At 47.6% G+C, this 20,258-nt stretch carries 22 protein-coding genes and 1 other annotated feature; of the genes, 14 read left to right on the top strand and 8 right to left on the bottom strand.

Features of this window, described 5'->3' with window-relative positions; genetic code table 11:
- Positions 1 to 161: 161 nt before the first annotated feature.
- Entirely contained in the window at positions 162 to 1,316 is a 1,155-nt protein-coding gene (locus B3S86_RS11060; RefSeq protein ID WP_290752462.1) for a hypothetical protein, read from the bottom strand.
- 130 nt (positions 1,317 to 1,446) lie between these two features.
- Here B3S86_RS11060 and B3S86_RS11055 point away from each other — a divergent pair, with 130 nt between their 5' ends.
- Both B3S86_RS11055 and B3S86_RS11050 read left to right on the top strand, forming a co-directional pair.
- On the top strand, positions 1,447 to 2,103 hold the full coding sequence (locus B3S86_RS11055; RefSeq protein WP_290752459.1) for a response regulator transcription factor: 657 nt from the start codon (positions 1,447 to 1,449) through the stop codon (positions 2,101 to 2,103).
- The gene (locus B3S86_RS11050; protein ID WP_290752456.1) at positions 2,100 to 3,365 is read left to right on the top strand and encodes a HAMP domain-containing sensor histidine kinase; all 1,266 of its coding nucleotides are present in this window, start codon (positions 2,100 to 2,102) and stop codon (positions 3,363 to 3,365) included. The genes B3S86_RS11055 and B3S86_RS11050 overlap by 4 nt, the downstream gene beginning before the upstream one ends.
- Positions 3,366 to 3,607: 242 nt before the next feature.
- On the opposite strand, the gene B3S86_RS11045 is transcribed toward B3S86_RS11050, so the two are convergent.
- Positions 3,608 to 4,111, bottom strand: coding sequence for a hypothetical protein (locus B3S86_RS11045; RefSeq protein ID WP_035410079.1), 504 nt, complete (start codon positions 4,109 to 4,111; stop codon positions 3,608 to 3,610).
- 137 nt (positions 4,112 to 4,248) lie between these two features.
- Between B3S86_RS11045 and B3S86_RS11040 the strand changes: the two genes are divergently transcribed.
- From B3S86_RS11040 to B3S86_RS10985, 12 genes are all read left to right on the top strand, one after another.
- A complete protein-coding gene (locus B3S86_RS11040) occupies positions 4,249 to 4,731 on the top strand; it encodes a hypothetical protein (RefSeq protein WP_290752453.1) in 483 nt (160 codons plus the stop codon).
- A 63-nt stretch (positions 4,732 to 4,794) separates the two neighbouring features.
- A complete protein-coding gene (locus B3S86_RS11035; RefSeq protein WP_290752450.1) occupies positions 4,795 to 5,625 on the top strand; it encodes a GNAT family N-acetyltransferase in 831 nt (276 codons plus the stop codon).
- Between the two features lie 185 nt (positions 5,626 to 5,810).
- The gene (locus tag B3S86_RS11030; protein WP_035410070.1) at positions 5,811 to 6,203 is read left to right on the top strand and encodes a hypothetical protein; all 393 of its coding nucleotides are present in this window, start codon (positions 5,811 to 5,813) and stop codon (positions 6,201 to 6,203) included.
- A gap of 62 nt (positions 6,204 to 6,265) precedes the next feature.
- Positions 6,266 to 6,503, top strand: a binding site (T-box leader).
- Between the two features lie 95 nt (positions 6,504 to 6,598).
- Positions 6,599 to 8,107 (top strand): peptide ABC transporter substrate-binding protein, encoded by a 1,509-nt coding sequence (locus tag B3S86_RS11025; protein WP_290752446.1) that lies wholly within the window; start codon positions 6,599 to 6,601, stop codon positions 8,105 to 8,107.
- A 164-nt stretch (positions 8,108 to 8,271) separates the two neighbouring features.
- On the top strand, positions 8,272 to 9,555 hold the full coding sequence (locus B3S86_RS11020; RefSeq protein ID WP_290752443.1) for a methyl-accepting chemotaxis protein: 1,284 nt from the start codon (positions 8,272 to 8,274) through the stop codon (positions 9,553 to 9,555).
- Positions 9,556 to 9,769: 214 nt separating this feature from the next.
- Positions 9,770 to 10,984, top strand: coding sequence for a flagellin (locus B3S86_RS11015; RefSeq protein WP_290752440.1), 1,215 nt, complete (start codon positions 9,770 to 9,772; stop codon positions 10,982 to 10,984).
- Between the two features lie 125 nt (positions 10,985 to 11,109).
- Positions 11,110 to 12,342 (top strand): flagellin lysine-N-methylase, encoded by a 1,233-nt coding sequence (gene fliB, locus B3S86_RS11010; protein ID WP_290752437.1) that lies wholly within the window; start codon positions 11,110 to 11,112, stop codon positions 12,340 to 12,342.
- 129 nt (positions 12,343 to 12,471) lie between these two features.
- Positions 12,472 to 12,828, top strand: a complete 357-nt coding sequence (locus B3S86_RS11005; protein WP_035410058.1) for a flagellar protein FlaG — start codon at positions 12,472 to 12,474, stop codon at positions 12,826 to 12,828.
- Positions 12,829 to 12,845: 17 nt separating this feature from the next.
- Entirely contained in the window at positions 12,846 to 14,417 is a 1,572-nt protein-coding gene (gene fliD / locus B3S86_RS11000; RefSeq protein WP_290752434.1) for a flagellar filament capping protein FliD, read from the top strand.
- Between the two features lie 15 nt (positions 14,418 to 14,432).
- Positions 14,433 to 14,801 (top strand): flagellar export chaperone FliS, encoded by a 369-nt coding sequence (fliS, locus tag B3S86_RS10995; RefSeq protein ID WP_035410054.1) that lies wholly within the window; start codon positions 14,433 to 14,435, stop codon positions 14,799 to 14,801.
- Positions 14,765 to 15,151 carry a hypothetical protein gene (locus B3S86_RS10990; protein ID WP_290752428.1) on the top strand — a complete coding sequence of 129 codons (387 nt, stop codon included), beginning with the start codon at positions 14,765 to 14,767 and terminating at the stop codon, positions 15,149 to 15,151. The genes fliS (B3S86_RS10995) and B3S86_RS10990 overlap by 37 nt, the downstream gene beginning before the upstream one ends.
- A 27-nt stretch (positions 15,152 to 15,178) precedes the next feature.
- Positions 15,179 to 15,355 carry a hypothetical protein gene (locus B3S86_RS10985; RefSeq protein ID WP_290752425.1) on the top strand — a complete coding sequence of 59 codons (177 nt, stop codon included), beginning with the start codon at positions 15,179 to 15,181 and terminating at the stop codon, positions 15,353 to 15,355.
- 308 nt (positions 15,356 to 15,663) lie between these two features.
- Here the strand turns inward: B3S86_RS10985 and B3S86_RS10980 are convergent, their stop codons facing one another.
- Genes B3S86_RS10980 through B3S86_RS10955 form a run of 6 tightly spaced genes read right to left on the bottom strand, consistent with a single transcriptional unit; the run spans position 15,664 to position 20,240 of the window.
- Positions 15,664 to 16,326 carry a DUF2225 domain-containing protein gene (locus B3S86_RS10980; RefSeq protein WP_290752422.1) on the bottom strand — a complete coding sequence of 221 codons (663 nt, stop codon included), beginning with the start codon at positions 16,324 to 16,326 and terminating at the stop codon, positions 15,664 to 15,666.
- Between the two features lie 25 nt (positions 16,327 to 16,351).
- Entirely contained in the window at positions 16,352 to 16,792 is a 441-nt protein-coding gene (locus B3S86_RS10975; RefSeq protein WP_058705025.1) for a YaaR family protein, read from the bottom strand.
- A gap of 13 nt (positions 16,793 to 16,805) precedes the next feature.
- Positions 16,806 to 17,696 (bottom strand): flagellin, encoded by an 891-nt coding sequence (locus tag B3S86_RS10970; RefSeq protein WP_290752419.1) that lies wholly within the window; start codon positions 17,694 to 17,696, stop codon positions 16,806 to 16,808.
- Positions 17,693 to 18,085: a flagellar export chaperone FliS gene (gene fliS, locus B3S86_RS10965; RefSeq protein ID WP_290752416.1), complete on the bottom strand. Its 393-nt coding sequence runs from the start codon at positions 18,083 to 18,085 to the stop codon at positions 17,693 to 17,695. Before fliS (B3S86_RS10965) ends, B3S86_RS10970 begins: the two co-directional genes overlap by 4 nt.
- Complete coding sequence (locus B3S86_RS10960; RefSeq protein ID WP_290752412.1) at positions 18,082 to 18,372, bottom strand: EscU/YscU/HrcU family type III secretion system export apparatus switch protein; 291 nt, start codon at positions 18,370 to 18,372, stop codon at positions 18,082 to 18,084. The genes fliS (B3S86_RS10965) and B3S86_RS10960 overlap by 4 nt, the downstream gene beginning before the upstream one ends.
- A gap of 14 nt (positions 18,373 to 18,386) precedes the next feature.
- The gene (locus B3S86_RS10955; RefSeq protein ID WP_290752409.1) at positions 18,387 to 20,240 is read right to left on the bottom strand and encodes a hypothetical protein; all 1,854 of its coding nucleotides are present in this window, start codon (positions 20,238 to 20,240) and stop codon (positions 18,387 to 18,389) included.
- Positions 20,241 to 20,258 lie beyond the last annotated feature (18 nt).

Genomic DNA, 20,258 nt, shown 5'->3' with positions numbered 1-20,258 from the left:
CTAGTATCGGGTGTAGGAAATGGAATTTGCAACCTTCGTTCAAGGAATAGACTTATTTTTCAAAAAAGTGAACCAGTATATGAAATTCATGATTAAAAGACAATTGTCCTAACGTGAACAAAAAAAGCCGAAGCTCCGATGAAAGAGCTTCGGTCTAAATCTTAAATCGCTAAATCGACGGATGTAGCACTCGCATTCGGATCCGCATCCGGTCCTTGATCCGGTGCGCCCGGCATGTCACCACCCGGACCAGGTCCGTGTCCTCGACCATGACCACCATCGCGTGCTGGTCCTTTCTTGAGATCAGCGTAGCTTGAGACCGCATCTGCGCGCGACTGGATGTGTTCCTTGATTTGTTTCGCTTGTTTGTCTGTCAGCTTGCCATCTTTGACTTGTTGATCAATCGCAGCAGTTTGTGCTGTCAGGACGGCTTTCTCGAAATCGGCGTAAGCAATCTTGTTCGCTTCCGCAAATTCAGGCAATGATTGATCCGCTGCTTTGAATTTCGCTTCATCGAGTCCGAGTGCTTTTAAAATTGCTGACGTCGAGTCACCGAAGACACCACCCGGTCCATGGTCACCACGCTTACCGTGTTCGCCGCGATCAGGAAGATCGTCGTAGCTCTTCGCGTCCTTATATTCTTCGGTCAGACGAGACTTGATTTCCGTTGCTTGCTTTTTCGTCATCTTCCCGTCTTTGACGAGTTGATTGAGTTCGCTTGTTTGCGCCGCAAGCAATGCTTTTTTATAGTCGGCGAACTTAATCGACTGTGCCTTCGCATAAGCAGCAAGCGATTGATTCGCTGCATCGAATTTTGACTGACTCAGTCCGAGTGCTTTCAGGACGTCAGCAATCAACGATTCATTGAAGAAACCTGGTCCACCGTGGCGACCCATCGGCATCTTGTCTTTGAGTTCATCGTAGCTCTTGACGCCACTGAATCGTTCCGTTTGGCGCTTCAACATGTCGTCTGCTTGCGTTTGTGTTAAGTCACCTGATTTAACGAGACTAGCGAGCTGTTCCTTTGCTGCTGCGAGTTCTGCCTTTTTATAATCAGCGAACGAGATCCCTTTTGCTTTTGCAAGATCTGCGATTGATTGCCCTTTCTCCCGGGCAGCATCTACCTCAGTTTGTGTCAGGTTCAATTTTTTCAAGAGTAACGTCATGTCGTGTTTTTTCATACCTTCGAAGTGGTGCCCGTGTTTCGCTTGTTTTGTCGTGCTCGAGTCGTCGTTCGTCGCAGCATATGCTGATGCGCCTCCAACGGTTAATGCGCTAATTGTCAATGCAGTGATCCATTGTTTTTTGAATGTCATGGGATGATCACTCCTTTCACCTTTTATGGTAGAGGGTCACGAAAGAGAAGTTGTGAGGAAGTTGCAAAGAAACTGCGAAGAAAGGAAAATCTGGACAAAAAGGCGCTACACTAGGAGTGGAGGGATGACCATGAATGTACTATTGATTGAGGATGAACAAAAATTAGCGCAGGTGACAGCGCGTTTCCTGCGTCACCATGCGTATGAGGTAACGATTGCCGGTTCGTTAGCAGAGGCGAAACAGTGCTTAACGACAACGTTTGACGCTGTCTTAATCGACGTCCGCTTGCCGGACGGTGACGGTTGGTCGCTCGTGCCAAGTATCAAATCACAAGTTCAGCCGCCGGTCGTCTTCATGATGACCTCGCGTGGGGAGGCAGATGATCGTGTCTTCGGACTCGAACTCGGTGCCGATGATTATCTCGTCAAACCGGTCGTCCTGAAGGAATTGACGATCCGGCTTGAACGGGCATTAAAAGTCCGGCCGGTCGCCCGTCATGTGTTCGGTGACTTGACGATCGATGAGAAGGGACGCCAAGTCAAATTGGGAGAACAGGCAGTCAGTCTCGCAAAGATGGAATTCGAACTGTTGCTCTACTTCATCGAACATCTCGGGGAGGCACTGAGCCGGGATCAGATTCTTGACGACGTCTGGGGTTACGCATTCGGTGGCGATACCCGGACGGTCGACACGCACGTCAAACAATTGCGCGATAAGCTACCCGTCATTAGACAACAATTGAAGACGGTGCACCGGGTCGGCTATCGATTGGAGGCGATTGAATGAAACGACGTCCTTTGATGCGTAAGTTCTTATACGCTGTCGTCGGTCCGCTGCTCGTGATGGGGGTCCTCAGTTTCGTCTTGACGGCGTTCCTTGTCAATCGGTTTGCAGAAGGCGAACGGTACGATCAACTCGCGCGGGAAGCGAACATCATCAAACAAGCGCTTGAAGCTGACACGCCGATTCCGCGTGACATTCAAGGGTTTTTGACGACCGATGGATTGACGCAACGGATCGGTGCGCGCGGACCGGCGGGACGGTTACCACTTCTCGACGATCTTAAGAAAGAAGATGTCATCGAAGTGCAAGACGAACGGTTATTGACGTATCAGCTGAACGTTGATGGAACGCGGATCACGACGGTGCGACAAGCGCCGCTAGCGAGTAGCGCTCTCGACGGTGTCTATGTCGCGATCGGACTCGCGTTACTTGTGACCCTGTTGCTGGCATCCTTACTCGCGTACTATATGGCACGGCACCTGACACGACCGATCGTGACGCTTCGATCCGTCGCTCAAAAGATTGGTGCTGGTGAAACGGACGTCGTCCTGCCAGCCCGACCGAAGGATGAAGTCGGGGAGTTGATCGACGCGGTCGATGAGATGCAGACACAACTCAAACAAAAGGATCATCTGCAAAAGACGTTCATCGCCGGTATCACCCATGACTTGCGGACGCCACTCGCAATCATTCGAAACGAGACCGAGGCGCTCGCAGCAGGTGTTATTCCTGTTGCCGAACTGCCCGACGTGACGACGAGTATCATCGAGGAGACGGATCGACTCGGTCATCTGATTGACGAGACGTTACTTTATTCGAAGCTTGCCGGTGGACGGATGCCGCTTGAAAAGACGGATGTGGCACTTGATGAACTCGTGCTTGCGACAGTCGAACGCCTGCGTGGGACGTTCACGCAGGCAGGACTGACGCTGGCGACGGAGCTGCAACCGGTTAGGCAATCACTTGATTCACGGATGTTCGAACGTGTCCTGATCAACTTCTTGATGAACGCCCGTTTTGCTTCACCAGTCGGAGGAACGGTCACGGTTCGCTTAACGGATGACGAATTGACGGTCGAGGATGAAGGAGCGGGTGTCCGAGCAGAAGACCGGGCAACGATCTGGAACGTCTACGTCAAACAAGAAGGCAGTGCCGGACATGGACTTGGTCTTGCGATCAGTCGGATGATTCTCGATAGTCATCAATTCGACTATGGTGTTCGCGACCGGAATGGTGGGGGAGCGGTGTTCTACGTTCGGTTTTGATGGGGTAGAATGGTAGAGGATTCTGACGAACGATTCCGTCATCCTTGCTTTCCACAGGCGGGAGTAAGCCGCGGCATCTTGCACTCCGTGCCATCTGCCGGGTCTTACTAGGTGCTGTTGGCACTTTCCTGTAGGAGTCGCGGATGAGCTGCTTCGTTCTGAAACAGACATACGAAAAAGGAGAACAGTTTCCGTATCATACAGAAGCTGATCTCCTTTTTTATGTTGGTAGAATTTAAAAATTATTCGCCTTCGTTCGCATGAACAAGACTTGGTTTGACGAGAGTATAGAACTCATCGCTCATCCCGACACGGCTCCCCATTTGGCAAGCGAGTTCGAGTGTTTCTTTATAGAAGTTCGCGACGAGATCGTGATTCTTGATGTGCTCATCTTGCATCGCCTTTTTGACCCCGAGGACGACTTTTTCGATTTGCTCATCGGCATCATTACGGACGGGCACGACGTTTTCCGGAAGATCGACTTCCTTATCGTGTCCGTTGAAGCGGAACGATGCCCCGAATCCGAGGTGCTCGAGGAAGAAGTGCGGTAACAGTTTACTAGCGAAGAACTGATGCCATTCCGTCTCTTTCATTGCTTCCATGTCACGCTTGAACGACGTCGTTGCGAGTGCATAACGATCGTGTGTATCCTTCATGAACTTCTCGAGGATCGGAACCTGCATTGCAAACGCATTCTTGAGCAAGTTATCGAGCTGTTCTTGCGTTAATTGTTCTTGTTCAGTCATCGCTTTAACCCCATTTCGTTTCGTTATCCTTATCGTAAGAAATTTAGACAATTCCGTCAAATCTTTTTCGAGAATAGAGTTTACCTATTTCGCAAAAGGGAATTCATTACTATAGATCATTTTAAGGGGGAGTCAGTATGAAACGAATCGCAATGACAGGAGTCTTACTCGGAGCATGTCTGACTCCGGTGACGGGTTTTGCCGCAAGTAACGTGACATATAGCAAAGGAGTCGTCGCGAACAAGACGTTCGGCTATACGGTCAAGACGACGGATGCGTTGAAAAAGGCAATCCAGCAAGACAAGGTCGAATTCGTCAAGAATAAGACCGTTAAATCAAAATACGGTGTCATCACGCGGAGTGGCACGTTCGCATTGTACTATAAAGTTAAGGGAGCGAATCAGTTACTCGTTAACTTAAACTACGAGCCGAAGAAGCTCTCGAAAAAACAGTTCGACCGTGAAATCGGATATGGTACATATCTCGGGACGAAAGGTAGTAAAACCTACTACTACGTCTTACCGACGGAAGCCGTTAAAGGTGCTGTCGGCAAGAAAGCGATCGAGAACTTGATCGTTAAGGACGTCCCGCAGATGATGAAGACATTCAAACTGCAATGAGCACTAGCTTTTGCTAGTGCTTCTTTTGTTCGTTCGGTATAGTTGAAAATGAGGTGAATGAATATGGAATGGAACGTCACAGACGTCAAACAAACAACAGATGTATTACAACTCGAAAAATGTGTCAACGATCACGACGGCATTGAATTAAAGGTCGCAGCCGATTGGGTCGGCGAGAATGATTTCGCAATCTATGATGGTGAGCAATTGATTGGATATTTACAAGCATTCGCGTACTTACCGACGGAATGGGAATTGAATGTCTTCGTTGATCCCGATTACCGAAAACAGGGCATTTTCACAACACTCGTTGAAGCGGCGCGCGCACGTGCTACGGAAGCAGGCGTTGAAGCATTCACGTTCGTCATTGATGACGCAAGTGAATCAGGTCAAGCCGTCCTTGAAGGGTTAGGGGCAGAGTACCGGATGACGGAGTATAACATGGTCTTGAAAAAGGCGCAGTTGTTCTTGAAAGCAGATCCGGATTTCGAATTAAGCGAAGCAACAGCGGACGACCGCCCGTTCATCGTCGAGACTCTCGGCAAATCATTTGGGAACACAGACGAGGAAGCGGAGTCAATCTATCGAGCGATTGAATCCGACGACCGGATCACGTTCATCGGCGTCGCTAATGGCAAGCCGATTGGTGTCATTCGTGCCTATCTCGCTTCCGATACACAAGCGAGCATCCATGCGTTTGCGGTTCGTCCAGAAGCACAAGGCAATGGTTACGGTAAGAAGATGCTGAAGCTGATGGTTCAAGCGTTGTTCCGGACAGGTCGGACACAACTGGAGCTCGACGTCGAGACGGATAACGAGCGGGCGCTTGATCTTTATAAAGAAGCAGGATTCGTCGTCCATCGTGGTTATCAGTTCCATGTGTTGGCAGTTTAATTGAAGCAAGCATTACGACTTTTCGGCTCGCAGAAGTCGAGTGGACGTGTGATGCCTCATCGAAGAACGGTCTCCGGATCGTTCTTTTTTTATGATGATTATTACAGAAACTAAACAAAAACGTTGGAACCTTTTCTGCAATCCGTCGTATACTAGACATATGGAAAAAAAGAGGAGGCGACGTCATGGAGAGTCGACAGGATTCATTGCGGACGTTGAAGTGGGTATCAGGTGGAATGGAAGCGGTGCTCGGGATTCCGCTCTTAGGTGGTTCAATCGTCATTTTCTCAGGTTATAATGCCCTGTGGTTGATGCTCGCATTTCACATCGTCGTTGTCGTATTGACGGCACGTGCCGGGAATGTCTCAAAAGGAAACATCGTCGGGATTGTCGCATCAACGGTCGGTGTCATTCCCGTCGTCGGGATGTTCTTACACATGGCAGCAGCGATCACGATTTTGGTCGATGCAGCACTCAGTAACCGCATCGTTACACGAACACATGTCAAACACGTCGAACCGATTCAACCACGACCGGTCCGTCGGGAACAAGAAAAACAAGAAGACCATCCGTTCTGAGTTTTTTTCGTTGACAGCGAAAAACAAGCCGTGTAAAGTAAACAACAAGTTAAGCCATATCAATTACATCGACGACGCGGAGTAAGTAACGTCAACACTGCCGACCAAGCGAGTCAGGAATGGTGAGAGCCTGACACGGTAAGCTGAACGAGAATGGACCGCTGAGAGCCTGTTGAACCTTCGAGTAGACAGGACGGTTGCCCCCGTTACCGGGCTAGCTGGTTGTTGGACCAGCGACAAGTGGAGACGATTCTTCGTCTCAATCAGAGGTGGCACCGCGCGGATACAGGCGTCCTCTATGCATTAGCTGTTAGCTATGCGTAGAGGACGCCTTTTGTTGTACGTCAAATGCCGAATCATCCAACGCTCATCATATTTCTCAGGAGGCACTACACATGAAAAAAACATTGATCGCAGCGGCGAGCACGGCAGTTTTACTCGCAGGATGTGCAACGACAGAACCAGCAGAAGATAAAAAAGCGGATAAGAAGGTCCTGCATACGATGGAAAGTTACGATCTCCTGTCGGTCGACCCGGCAGATGCCATCACGTCAAACATCTTCAACCAAATCTACGAAGGACTCTATCGCTTCGATGAGAAGAATGAACTCGTTCCGGCGGCAGCAAAATCACATAACGTGTCAGAGGACGGGAAGGTCTATACGTTCAAGCTTGACCCGAATGCAAAATGGTCAGACGGAAAACCTGTCACAGCGGAGAACTTCCGTTATGCGTTCGAACGTGTCGTAAAAACGAACTCACCGTTTGCTTACTTGCTTGAGCCGGTCGAAAAAACGACGGCAGTCGACAATGAGACACTCCAGATCGAATTGAAACGTCCGACGCCGTACTTCCTCAGCATGACGACGTTCGGCACCTATATGCCGGTCCGCGAAGATATCGTCAAAGCAGAAGGCGACCAGTTCGGAACAGATCCAAAGACGAACGTCTACAACGGACCATTCACGTTTAAGAAATATCAAGCCGAGCAAGGTTATACGCTCGCGAAGAATGCTGAGTACGCGGACCGGAAAAACGTCAAGATCGATGAAGTCGACGTTAAGATCATCAAGGATCCGATGCTTGCGATCAACTTGTTCGAGTCAGGCGATCTGGATGTCGCACCACTCAACTCAGAGAACGTCGTCACGTACAAAGGGAAAAAAGAGTACAACACGTTCAGCGATTCGCGGATGTTCTTCATCCGCATGAATGAAAAGACAGATGCCTTGAAGGATAAGAAAACACGCCAAGCGATCGACGCAGCATACGATAAAAAGGCCTTGACGGAGACGTTGCTCGGAAACGGATCACTCCCAGCGGATTACATCGTGCCGAAAGAACTTGATCCGAAATACGATAACGCGCGTCAAATCGAATCATCATATGATGCAGCAGTGGCGAACAAAGTGCTTGCGAAGCAAAACCTTGAGCTGACGATGTTGATTGAAGATGACGATGTCTCAAAAAAAATCGGCGAGTACATCCAAGGCGCATTGAAGAAACAGAACGTCGACGTCAAACTGTTGTCACTACCGAAGAAAGAGCGTCTCGCCCGTGAAGGACGAGGGGATTACGATTTGTCACTCGCGAGCTGGGCGCCGGACTATCAGGATGCGACGACATACCTGAACTTGTTCGCGACAGGTAACCCGTTCAACATGATGGATTACTCGAATAAACAATATGATCGTCTCTTGAAGCAGTCTGAAAGTGAACTCGATCAAGACAAACGTCTCGCGTTACTCAGTAAAGCGGAAAGTGTGTTGCTCGACGATCAAGCGATCTCGCCTGTCTACCAACGAAAGAATGCTTTCCTGCAAAACACGGAAGTCACGCATCTTGCCCGACACAATGTCGGAACGGATATTTCGTATAAGTATGTTGAGATTGAGCGGAAATAAGAAAGAGAGAGTGATGGATGAAGCGGTCCATCACTCTTTTTGATGTATTTTTGTCATATCGCTGGAAATCGCTTTTGAAAATCAGGTCAACTGACTTAAAACGGTTACAAAAGAAACCGATAGAGAGGACGGTGAAAGAAGATACAGGAAAGGAAGTTTCGGTTATGCGTAAATTACGAAGCAACTTGAAGGTACGGTTATTCTTTTGGGTCTTAGCCATCTCGGTCATTACGAGTGGTATTTCAGCTCAGCTTGTGCTTTATCTCCATCGTGGACTCGATGTCGCAGATACGAGTGCGATTTGGTTCGGAGCAGGGATTGGCTTATTGTTATCGTTGATTGGGACGTCGTTGACGCAATTGATTCTACGTCAACCCATCAAAGCAATCGAAAAGGCAACAGAGACGGCACGCGAAGTCGCAAATGGCAACTTCAACGTCGATTTCGAGGAAGCGAAGCGCGGCGATGAAGTCGACCAACTGATGCACGAACTAGAAGTCATGGTCTTACATATCCGCAAACAGGCGACACAGATGGGAAGTTCAAGCGATAAGCTGACAGCATCCGCACAAGAAATCGCAGCAGCAGTTCAAGAAGGCAATGCGTCGGGTGAAAGCATCCGTTCAGCGATGGCAGAGCTGTCCGCGAAGATGAACGAGAATGTCGATCAAGCGTACTTGTCGATGGATGCGCTCGGTGCTGTCAAACGGACGATGGATGAAGTCGCGAAAGAGATGAACGAAGCCTTGAAATCAGCGACGGTCATGCAGACGGAAGCCCAGAACGGGAAGACACTAGCGACAGATTCTGTCGAAGCGATGCATATGATTTCGAAGAAGATGGAACAGTCAGCGACACTAAACGGTCGTCTGACGGATATGACAGGCGAAATCTCGCGGATTACCGATGTCATCAGTGATATTTCGGCACAGACGAACTTACTCAGTTTGAATGCGTCGATTGAAGCAGCGCGAGCAGGCGAAGCGGGGCGTGGTTTTGCCGTCGTTGCAGCAGAAGTCAAAAAACTCGCGGAACAGACAGCAACATCAGCAAAAGAAATCACTGATTTGATTTCTGGTGTCAAACGTCTCGTCAATGATACGGCGAACGCAATGACCGATGTTCAAAGTGAAGTCGCAACTGGTGTCGGACTCGTTGAGCAGGCAGGTTCGTCATTTGAAGAGATTCACCATTCGACAGAGAACGTGTATTCACGCGTGAAATCGGTTGATCAGCTCGTCGTTAAATCAGATCAAGAGATCGATCAGGTTGGCTTAACGACAGCAAATATCCTCGCTATGGTTGAGGAAGCATCGAAGCACGCAGAACAAGTCTTACAGGCATCGAGCCATCAAGCAGCATCACTCGGTGAAGTGAACGGGGCGATGGAAGAGCTTGTAGCAGTAGCGGAACAATTGCAAGAAGAGACAGGTGCGACGCGTCTCTAAATTACGGAGAAATCGTACATCCGACATGGATGTACGATTTTTTTGCATTTTTTTGAAGAAAGTTGTTAAACATTTCGAGCCGACGACGATATATAAGGTGGAAGCAGTCATCGACTTCATCCACCGTGTCACTCTTGGGCCGGCCAGGGGGCACATCTCGGAGAAGACGGATCTTCAAAGAGACAAAAAACTTATCCTATGGAGGGAAATTACAATGATTATCAATCACAACGTAACTGCGCTTAACACGCACAACAAACTTTCGAGTGCTACTGCAGCTCAAAGTAAATCAATGGAGAAACTCGCTTCAGGTCTTCGCATCAATAAAGCTGGGGATGATGCAGCTGGTCTTGCAATCTCTGAAAAAATGCGTGCACAAGTTCGAGGTCTTGATCAAGCTGGACGTAACGCACAAGACGGCATCTCACTCATTCAAACAGCTGAAGGTGCTTTGAACGAGACACACGATATTCTTCAACGGATGCGTGAACTTGCTAACCAAGCGGCAAACGATACAAACACAACATCTGACCGTGGAGAGATTCAAAAAGAAATTAACTCTTTGACTTCTGAAATTAACCGTATCGGTAACACGACTGAGTTCAATACTCAGAAATTACTTGATGGTGGTAAAAATGGTGCGGCTGTTGCAGCTGTTACTGGTGTAGCTGGTGAATATGGAGTAACAGTAGGAACGTCGGATATCACTATCGATGGTGAAACATTCACTTATGATGTTGCTGGCGATGGTACAGGTGGCAAATTTAAAGATGCAGCATCTCTTGCGACAGCAATTGAAGCTAATGCAACTATTAAAGACAAATACGCTGCTACTGATAATTCAGGAGCACTGAAATTAGTACAGTCTACAGGTTCTGAATCTTCAACAGCTCCGGTTGTTACTGGCGGAACATTATCGACTACAAAAGCTGGTGTTACTGAAGTTGCAGCAGTTGCAGCAGATCCAACTAAGAGCTTGAAGTTCCAAATTGGCGCAAACGAAAACCAAAGTTTAACTTTAGATATTGCTGATATGCGTGCATCTGCTCTAGGAATTTCTACTACTGGAACAACAGATTCAAAATTAGCGGTTACTGACGGAACGAACAACACTACGACTGAACAAGCATTAGATGTCTCAACACATGCTAACGCAGCAAGTGCAGTTACAAAAATTCAATCAGCAATTGATACAGTTTCTGCTGAGCGTTCAAAACTTGGTGCAAACCAAAACCGTCTTGAGCACACAATTAACAACCTCAAAACATCTTCTGAAAACCTAACAGCGGCTGAATCACGCGTTCGTGACGTTGATATGGCAAAAGAAATGATGAACCAGACTAAAAACTCGATTCTTGCACAAGCTGCACAGGCTATGCTTGCACAAGCGAATCAGCAACCTCAAGGAGTTTTACAATTACTTCGTTAATATTAGTTAAATGATTTTAATGAATGGATAGATTAGATAATAATCTATCCATTTATTAATTTCAGTACATAATTCTTAAAAACTATTTTGTATTGAAATTAATAAATGGAGGGAGAACCTTTCAAATGAATTTAAAAACTAAAAATGAAATATTGACTCCTCAATACATGAAAAAATTCAAATGTATCGGATCATTATGTGAAGATTCATGCTGTTCAGGATGGAAAGTTACAATAGATGAGAAAACCTATCGTAAATATCGAAAATCACAACATATCGAATTAAAACCAAAGTTTAAAAAATATATAAAACGTGAAAGATCTCACTCAACAGAATCTAACTTTGCAAAAATAAAAATGAATGAAAATAATGCATGCTCTTTTTTAGATGAAAAAAGTTTGTGTAGTATACAAACTACCTTAGGAGAAGAATACCTTTCAAATACTTGTAGTACTTATCCAAGAATCGTTAATTCAGTTAATGGAGTTATTGAAAAGGCTGCAACAATCTCTTGTCCAGAAGCGGCAAGATTAATACTACTTAACCCTATCCCCATGCAATTCGATCATTTTTTAGATGAAGATTTATCAGCGAATATAAATAAAGCGGTGCAAACTAAAACTAATAAAGATACTTTACAGTACTATTTTTGGAATATAAGAATTTTTTCTATAGGGCTTATTCAAAATCGAAATTATAATATTGAGTCAAGGTTAATTTTATTAGGTTTATTTTTTCAAAAGCTTCAGAACAAAATCGATATGGGATTATGTAATGAAGTACCAAATTTAATTACTAATTTTTCTAATATGATAAATCAAGGTAATTTTGATGAAGCTTTGGAAAAAATACCTGAGAAACCAAAAGTCAATTTAATGTTATTTAAAGAAATAATCAAGAACAAATTTAGTAAAGGAATTTCTAACAAACGATACTTCGAATGTCTAAACGAAATGATACAAGGACTAAAAGAATCTAGTAATAATGACAGTATTGATAATATTGAACATTATAAAAAAATCTTAAGAGAACATTACAAACCGTTTATAAAAAATAATGAATACATGTTAGAAAATTATCTTGTAAATTATATTTTTAAAAATTTGTATCCTTTAGAGTATAATGAGCCATTTGATGATTATATGATGTTAGTTATTCACTATTCTTTAATTAAAAATCATTTGATAGGAATGTCTGCTTATCATAAAGGTCTTACTCCTGATCTAGTTGTAAAGTTAATTCAATCATTTGCGAAGTCGATAGAGCATGATCCAATTTATCTATATCGGGTATTGAAATTTGTTAAGGATAATGAATGTAATAATATGGCATATATGTCTGTGTTTATAAAAAGCTAGCTCTATTCAATGACTCTTTACTAAAAGAGTCATTTTTGATAAATAATCATTCTAATATAGGTCTAAAGCTAATAAAAAATTAGTATAGACCGATAAATAAATAGATACTAAAACAAGGAGTGACCGACTATGAATTCCATTAATACGGAAATTCGCCTTCATCTGCCTTCGAACGTCCTACCGTACGAAGCGACACGTAATGTGTTTGTGGAAGCGAATCAGGAAGCACTAGCAGAAGAAGGAGTCGTTGTCCTACCGACACCCCAACACGTTACAAAACTTGAAACAGCGATGGAACAAGCGAATATCAAGCTAGAACTGCAACGGACAGGACTTAAATTCGTCAAGCATGAAAAATTAAACGAATATTACATTCAAGTTGTTGATACGAATAATAACGTCGTCCAGGAAATTCCGAGTAAAAAAGAACTCGATTTCTTTGCGGCATTCATGGAATTTAATCAATTAATCGATAAACGGATTTAACAGAAAGGACTGATTGGATGGCAGGTATTCGACTGAGCGGTTTAGCAAGTGGAATTGATACAGAAACGATGATTAAACAATTGATGCAGGCGGAACGGGCACCGGTCGATCGTTTATCGCAAAAGAAACAGACGCTGACATGGCAACGCGATGCTTACCGGGAGATGAACCGGGCGTTACTTGACTTCCGGACAGCGGCAAGCGATATGTTGTTATCGAAGAACTATCAATCAAAAACGGTTACGAGTTCTAATCCGACGGCATTGACGGTAACGGCGAGTCCAGCAGCGTCAGCTGGCAGTGTGACGATTGACAGCATTGATCAGCTCGCGAGTGCCGCTTCGGTAACGATGGTCGCAGCAAGTGGGAAAAAGAGTGACGCCACACTTGAAGAGAGTGGATTGTTCACGAAGGATGCGAATGGCAAAATTAACGTCCAAATCAATACATTCGATGCAACAGGTGTTGCAGTGACGGAAACTTTGCAGCTGGATGCAACACAAAAAATTTCGGACTTAACAGCGGCGATCAACGGTAAAACAAGTCTCGGGATGAACGCGGTCTTCAATGATTTGACAGGAAAACTTGTCTTAACGAAAACGAGTACCGGTAACTTAAACCCCGCAGGAGCCGACATCTCTATCGTTGATGCCTCGACTAATACTGCGAAGGTTAATTCACAGGATGCAACATTCGGTCGGGAAGGACAAAACGCCAAGTATACGATTGGTGGACAACAACTCGAACAGACAACGAATACGTTCGCACAAAACGGTCTGACGATCACATTGAATAACATCTCGACGACAGCGACGACGATCAATACGACGCTCGATACGCAGAAAAACTTTGATTCGATCAAAAATTTCGTTGATAAATATAACGACGTCATCGATAAAATGAACAAAAAGGTTCGTGAAGAGAAATATCGTGACTACCAACCATTGACAGATGCCCAGCGTAAGGAACTCAGTGAGGACGAGGTCAAGAAGTGGGAAGAAAAAGCGATGAGTGGTGTGCTGAAGAATGATAGCTACTTACAGGACGGTCTCAATCAGTTCCGCAGCGCAATCTCATCAAAAATCGACAGCGGTTATTCGTACATGTCAGGAACGGATACGATTCAGCTCCAGTACATGTCGCAGATCGGAATCACTTCAACGAGTGATTTCCGTGACGGTGGGAAGCTAAAAATCGATGAGACGAAACTGAAGAAGATGCTTGAAGAACAGCCGGAAGGCGTCTATAAACTATTTACCGCTGATGCGCCGGAACCGACGAAGGATGCGCAAGGGAATACGATTCCAAATCCGAATGGACTTGACGGTTTTGTCCGGCAAATTCAAGGATTTGCGACAACACTTCGCGATAAGATTTCCGGTGTTGCCGGACGGGACGGAGCGGTTGCGACGACATATCGACTCGGGAAGTCACTCGCTGATCTCGATAAGAGCATGTTGTCGTGGGAAGACAAGCTGAAACGAAAAGAAGACAGTTACTATCGCCGATTTGCGGCAATGGAACAAGCGATGAACCAAGCAAACAGTCAGTCGTCAACGCTTGCTGGCTATCTCGGACAAGGACAATAAAGAGGAGGAAACGCGATGAACCCTTATGCGACGTATCAAACGAACTCGGTAACGACAGCGTTACCTCAAGATTTAACACTGATGTTATACGAAGGACTGATCAAATTCTCGATGCTTGCGAAAAGAGCGATCGAACAGAAGATGATCGAACAAAAAAATACGAACATCCAAAAAGCACAAGCAATCATCAGTGAGTTGCAATTGACGCTCAATCAATCAATTGCCCTGTCGAAAGACTTGAATAGTCTTTACGACTACATGCAAACACGCTTGATCGATGCCAACGTCAAAAATGACCTTGTTGCGATTGACGAAGTGATCGGCTTTGCTGAAGAATTCCGCGAGACATGGAAAGAAGCGATGAAACTCGCACGGCAACGATGAGTCCGCTCGATCCGCTTCGCCTGAAGACAAAACGATTGATTGAACTGCTTGATCAAACGCCAAATGAGGAGACGTATGACGAATGGATTGAGAAGATTCATGGTCTCTTGAACGAACGGGAAGCGTTCATCGCGGCGCACTCGAATCTGCTAGCCGGTGCCAATCAAGCCATCATCCAGGAACTCGTCGCCGATAGTCGGAAAATCGACTTGAAATTATCGGCGGAAACGGCTAAATTAGGGGTACAAATCAGTCAGTTGCGTCAGACGCAAACGAGTCGTAAATCGTACGTTGATCCGTACGAGGAAGTCGATCATAGTTTTTCACCGTATTTTGATTCTCGTCAGTAACTTTCTTGTGTGAGGGAGGGATCTTTCGTGACCAAGCGGGAAGAAAAAAAACGTCCTGTACCACGTCCGTATTTCCAGTCGGACGGCTCGTACGATCAGTTCATTGAACCGGACGTCGAATCGGAATCATGGGAAGAGTTCGAACGCCCTGTCTCCGATGCACCGGATGCCTATGAAGAAGAAAAATATCGTCGTGAGTCGTAAGCTCATGAAAAATGCCCTGTCCACTTATTTGGACTGGGCATTTTGCCGTTCATTTAAAGCGATGCGCATTCTTCTCTTCCTACTTGACGGTATGTATTGCTTCGTCGGCCCGAATCAATAATAGACTCGGCGTTCGGCCATCATCAGGGTGACGAGCGGTACCAATTGACGGCGTGACCTGCATCGCCGTCGCGTCAAAGAAGAACGGATCGTTCAAGCGAAGGAGGACGTTCTCGGCGTAGGTGATCGTCTCCGCGCGATTGCGAGCAGTGAAAAAAATCCTTGTTCCGTCTGATGACGAACAAAGATCAGTCCTGCTCTTGCACCCATTCCCAGTGGGTTCGTGCGTCTTTTTTGATTTTATCGGTCGCTGTCTTACTTTGGAACAAACGACTGTACCAGAGGCGAGCCTGCTCTTTATCTTTCATCACAGCATGCAGGTCAGCGATCCGCAATAACAGGACGTCTTCCGGAAGCCCGCTCTCTTTAACGGACGTGTAGTTGTCGTAAAGCGAGACATACTTCTCGATCGCTCGGCTCGCCCAAAGTTGTTCTTCCGCTTGTTGACCGGTCAAGCGATGCAACCAGGACAGGCGAACGCCGAGCATTGCTTGAATCGCTGGCTTCTGCTCCGTCACTTGAGCCGTGTAGAGACAAAGCTTATAAAGCTGAATTGCCTGCTCGATCGTCCGCTCTATGCCGGCAAACGGTAAGACAGGAAGCGTCGGTAGGATGTGATCTTGTAAGGTCGCTCGAACGTCCGGCGACAACTTTCCGAACGACTCGTGGAAGAAAAACCGACAATGGCTACACTGGACCGGTTCATAGAGATAGACGTTGACGCCTTGATGGCGGATGAAGCCATCAAAGTCGGTCGAGGCGACACGGATGTGTCGCGACAGAACACGTTTCGTCTCCGTCGTCTTCAAGCAGTAGGGGCAGGTGCATTTTTTAAGATATAAGTCTGGCATGTGGGGGAACTCCTCTAATTCTAGATTACACGAAGACGTTGACGAGCATCCCTTTAATCTCGCCGACTTGGTCGAGGATATCGAGCCGGCGCGATTCGCCGGAGATGACCGTATCCGTCAACTGAAGGAGCTTCGCATCGACTTGTTCGACGACTTTATAGATTTTCGTCCGACCGCGGCGATTGAAGCCGCGCTTCTCTTCGAGTTGTTGTGATTGGTCGAGGGCATCTTTTAAGAAGTCCTTGATTTTTTCTTTATAGCTTTCGAGGTGCTCGATCGTCTGGCTCTCAGCGAGCAATTGACCATGTTCTTCGACGAGGGCGAGCTTTTGTTGCAGGCGCTCATAGCCTTTGTGGTCGCGTTTCTCCTGCATCAAGGCAGAGAAGGTCGTCGACGCCTCGACTTCACGGGGACCGCCTTTTAAGGACTGGAGTCGTTGCGTTTCTTGGATGCGGCGGATATCCATCGGGTCTGCCTCCTTAGTTGAGTAGTTGTAAGACGCCTTGCGGCAAGGCGTTCGCTTGAGCGATCATCGCCATCCCCGATTGGTTGAGGATATTATATTTCGCATATTCCATCATCTCACGTGCCATATCGGTGTCGCGAATCCGTGATTCCGACGCCGTCAAGTTCTCGACGCTGACGCTGAGGACGGAAGACGTTGCTTCGAACCGGTTCTGGATCGCCCCGAGTTGTGCCCGTTGCTGAGAGATCGTATCAATTGCTTTTGTATAATGGCTGATCGCATCATTCGCGTCCGTTGCCGTCATGACGCTAAGAGCATATTCGGGTGCGTCACCGCTCGAAAAATCAAGCGGACGAATCGAGGAATCGGTTTGTGTCGTTGAACTGACACCGATCGCAAGAGCTTGCATGTCGTTAATCGTGATCGAGATGCCTTCGTTGGCGCCCGCATTCGTTTGGATGAACAGCGCACTGTCGGCATCGTTGAACTTGCCACTCAACAATTCTTTGCCGTTGAACTGGGTCGTCTTCGCGATCCGCGAGACTTCGTTCGTCAGCTGGTTGATCTCTTCTTGAATCGCTGTCCGGTCTTCCGTCGCGAGTGTACCGTTACCAGCTTGGACGGCGAGTTCGCGCATCCGTTGTAATAAGTTATGTGTCTCACTCAAACCACCTTCAGCCGTTTGAATCATCGAGACGCCGTCAAGGACGTTCTGTTCCGCTTTATCGAGCGCCTTCAAACGGTTGCGCATCTTCTCCGAGATCGCGAGACCAGCTGCATCATCAGCACCCCGGTTGATTTTTTGACCGCTCGATAGTTTATCCATCGTCGTCTTGACGTTCGTCTGGTTGATGCTGAGATTGCGATAAGCCTTTAAGGCTTGAACGTTGTTCGTGATTCTCATTCGTATTCCATCCCTTCGTATCGTTGATGATGTGCGGCGCGCACGAGTGGTCGATCGACGGTCTGTGCCGCTTGCCAAGTGACGCGTAAGTCTTCTGCCAGTTCGAGTAGTTCGTCTAAGACACGCGGCGTCTTATAAACCTGTAACGTTTGCTCAGCAAGATAGTGGTAGAGGGCATCGAGTTGTGCCGTGATGATGCCACCGTCGTCGTGTAACCCTGCCTGCAGTTTGTCGAGTAACTGATAGGCTTTTTGTAAGCGTTCGTTGACCTCGTCAAAGCGATTCGTATCACGTGCGAGAATGGCACGATCGTATTGAAGGACGAGTCCCGTCAACATGACTTCCGTCAGCTGTTGTGGGGTCATCGCGTAGAGTTCTTGTTCTGTCATGTCTGCCGTCCTTTCGCGTTGTCGAGTTCTTCGATCAGTAAGAGCAGTTCTGCCATCACGTCGTAAAGTTGCGGTGGGATCGCCGTCCCGAGGTCGAGATCAAGCAAGTGACCGAGCAGGGACGTATCGTGTTCGATCGCGACCCCGTTCGCCCGTGCTTCTTGCAGGATTCGATCGGCAGCTTGACCCCTAGCTCGAGCGACGACGACCGGTGCTTGACCGGATGCTTCATCGTAGCGGAGGACAGCCGCAGTCTTGCGTCCGGTTAAATCGATTTTCTGATACATAACGGTCTCTCCTTTTAGATACGATAGTCATAGCCATGTGGTGTCTCGTCTTGTTTGACGGTCTCTGTCGCTTGCTCACGCGTGAATGGACGGAACTGGATTCGGACGTCTTGGTAACCGGTTGCTTGCAAGGCATCCGTCGTCCGATCGAGGAACGGTGTTGCCAGTTGTTCAAGGACCGGATGATCGTTTTCGATTGTGATCTGCATCTTGCGATTGACGGTCTCGACCCGGACACCAATTTCACCGAGGCGTGGCGTATTGAGCTGGACGTACAACGTATTGTTTTCCCAGTCGATCACTTCGTCCGGCCGTTTGTTTTGCAAATGGACGTGGAGTCCTGCCGTCGCTTCAATAAGTTGGACCGGTAAGGCGAGTAAAATCTGGTTCAACTGTTGCTGACTGTCCGGTTTATTAACTTGCTGTTGTGCTGCAAGGAATGTCTGCAATTTGGCAGCTTCCGGATTTGCTGCCGGCGTACTCAGTTTCAGTTCCGCCGTCTGGAGCTGAAGCGTCTTTTGGACGGTCTCCTGCAAGAGGCGTGGACTGTTCTGTTGCGGCTCATATGGAACGGCTTTTTGTGCCGTTTGTGACGAAGGAAACGGCGCTTGTGGCGGCAGTCCCTGCATCTCTGGTAAGTAGGTCGGACGGACGTTCGCTGGCGCATAGCGGAACGCTTCAAACGCAACTCGGACTTCCTGTAAAACGGCTTTTGACTCTGTTCCACGCCCGAGTAACGCCAATTCCGCACCCCGTTCGAGTTTCGATAAAAAGTGGACTAGCTGTTTTTCATCCTTCATCGAGGTATGTAATAAGGCGTCCGTTTGCTGGAAGACTTGTTTTAAGCGTTGCGCCGTACTCTCGATGACGGCGACCATCTGGACCGGACGTGTCTCGACGAGCGGTTCGATTTGCCGGAGTTGGGAGACGATCGTTCGCTGTTGGCTCTTGAAATCATTCGTGATCTCAGCAAGCCGTGGCGTCACTTCACGGACGAGTGTTAAGGCAGAGCGGACCGGTGCCGGTTGCCCTGTTACTGGTTCCGATTGACTTGCCCGTGCCGTCAGACCGATCAGTTGCTCACGAACGCTCGTCTTCGGCTCGAGTGGCGCTTGCGGGAAATAGGGCGCCAGTTGTTTACGGACCGTCTCGATCTCGCCTTGTTCGAGCATTGCAACGAGTGCCGGGCGTTTCTCTGCTGGTATGTGTTCAATGTATTGCCGGATATGCAGGGGTGACGCTGTCTCGATCTCGCGTTGCGTCGGTAGCGTTGCACGGGCGACATCAAGGGCGACGGCTTTTTCGAACGTCGGTTGCTCCGTTAAGGCGTCGCGCTCCGGAAGGACGTCTCGATAGTCTTCCGTCGTCGCAAGGAGACTTGCGATCAAGACGTCGGCGTCAACAGGCAGTGCCGTATCCGGTCGCGATACGAGTTCGAGTGCTAAGTCCTTGTACGTTCCTTGCAGTGCCGTCACAAGCTGGGCGACGATTTCCGGTGTCTGCGGCAATTGACCGCTCGCGAGTAACTTCGCGACGGCCTGTTTCAGTTCAGCCGGTATACCTTCTAGTAACGCGGGATCGACGTTTGACGGAACAGACAGAACGGGTGGCGTTTCCGCATCTGGTGTCGCTGGTGTTAGTTGTTCAATCAGGTAACCTTCTGCTGTCTGTCCTTTGACCTTGAACTGGAAATCACCTGTCGGAACGTCGCCTGTGAAGGTCATCTCGATCTTATCCCGACCGACCTGGACGAGAGCCGTATGCGGACCAGTCTGCTCAAGGACCGTTCCTTTATAGGTCTTTGTGTCCAAAAGCGGCGTCTGACCAGGGGATTGCGCCGGACGTGCCGGGTTCAATTGGATGTTCATCGAGAAGCCTCCTTGTTT

The organism is Exiguobacterium sp. UBA3968 (genome assembly GCF_002385115.1).
In the GTDB taxonomy this organism is placed as follows: domain Bacteria; phylum Bacillota; class Bacilli; order Exiguobacteriales; family Exiguobacteriaceae; genus Exiguobacterium_A.
Note: the sequence above shows the minus strand (reverse complement) of the source record. Positions and strands in the feature narration are given on the sequence as shown.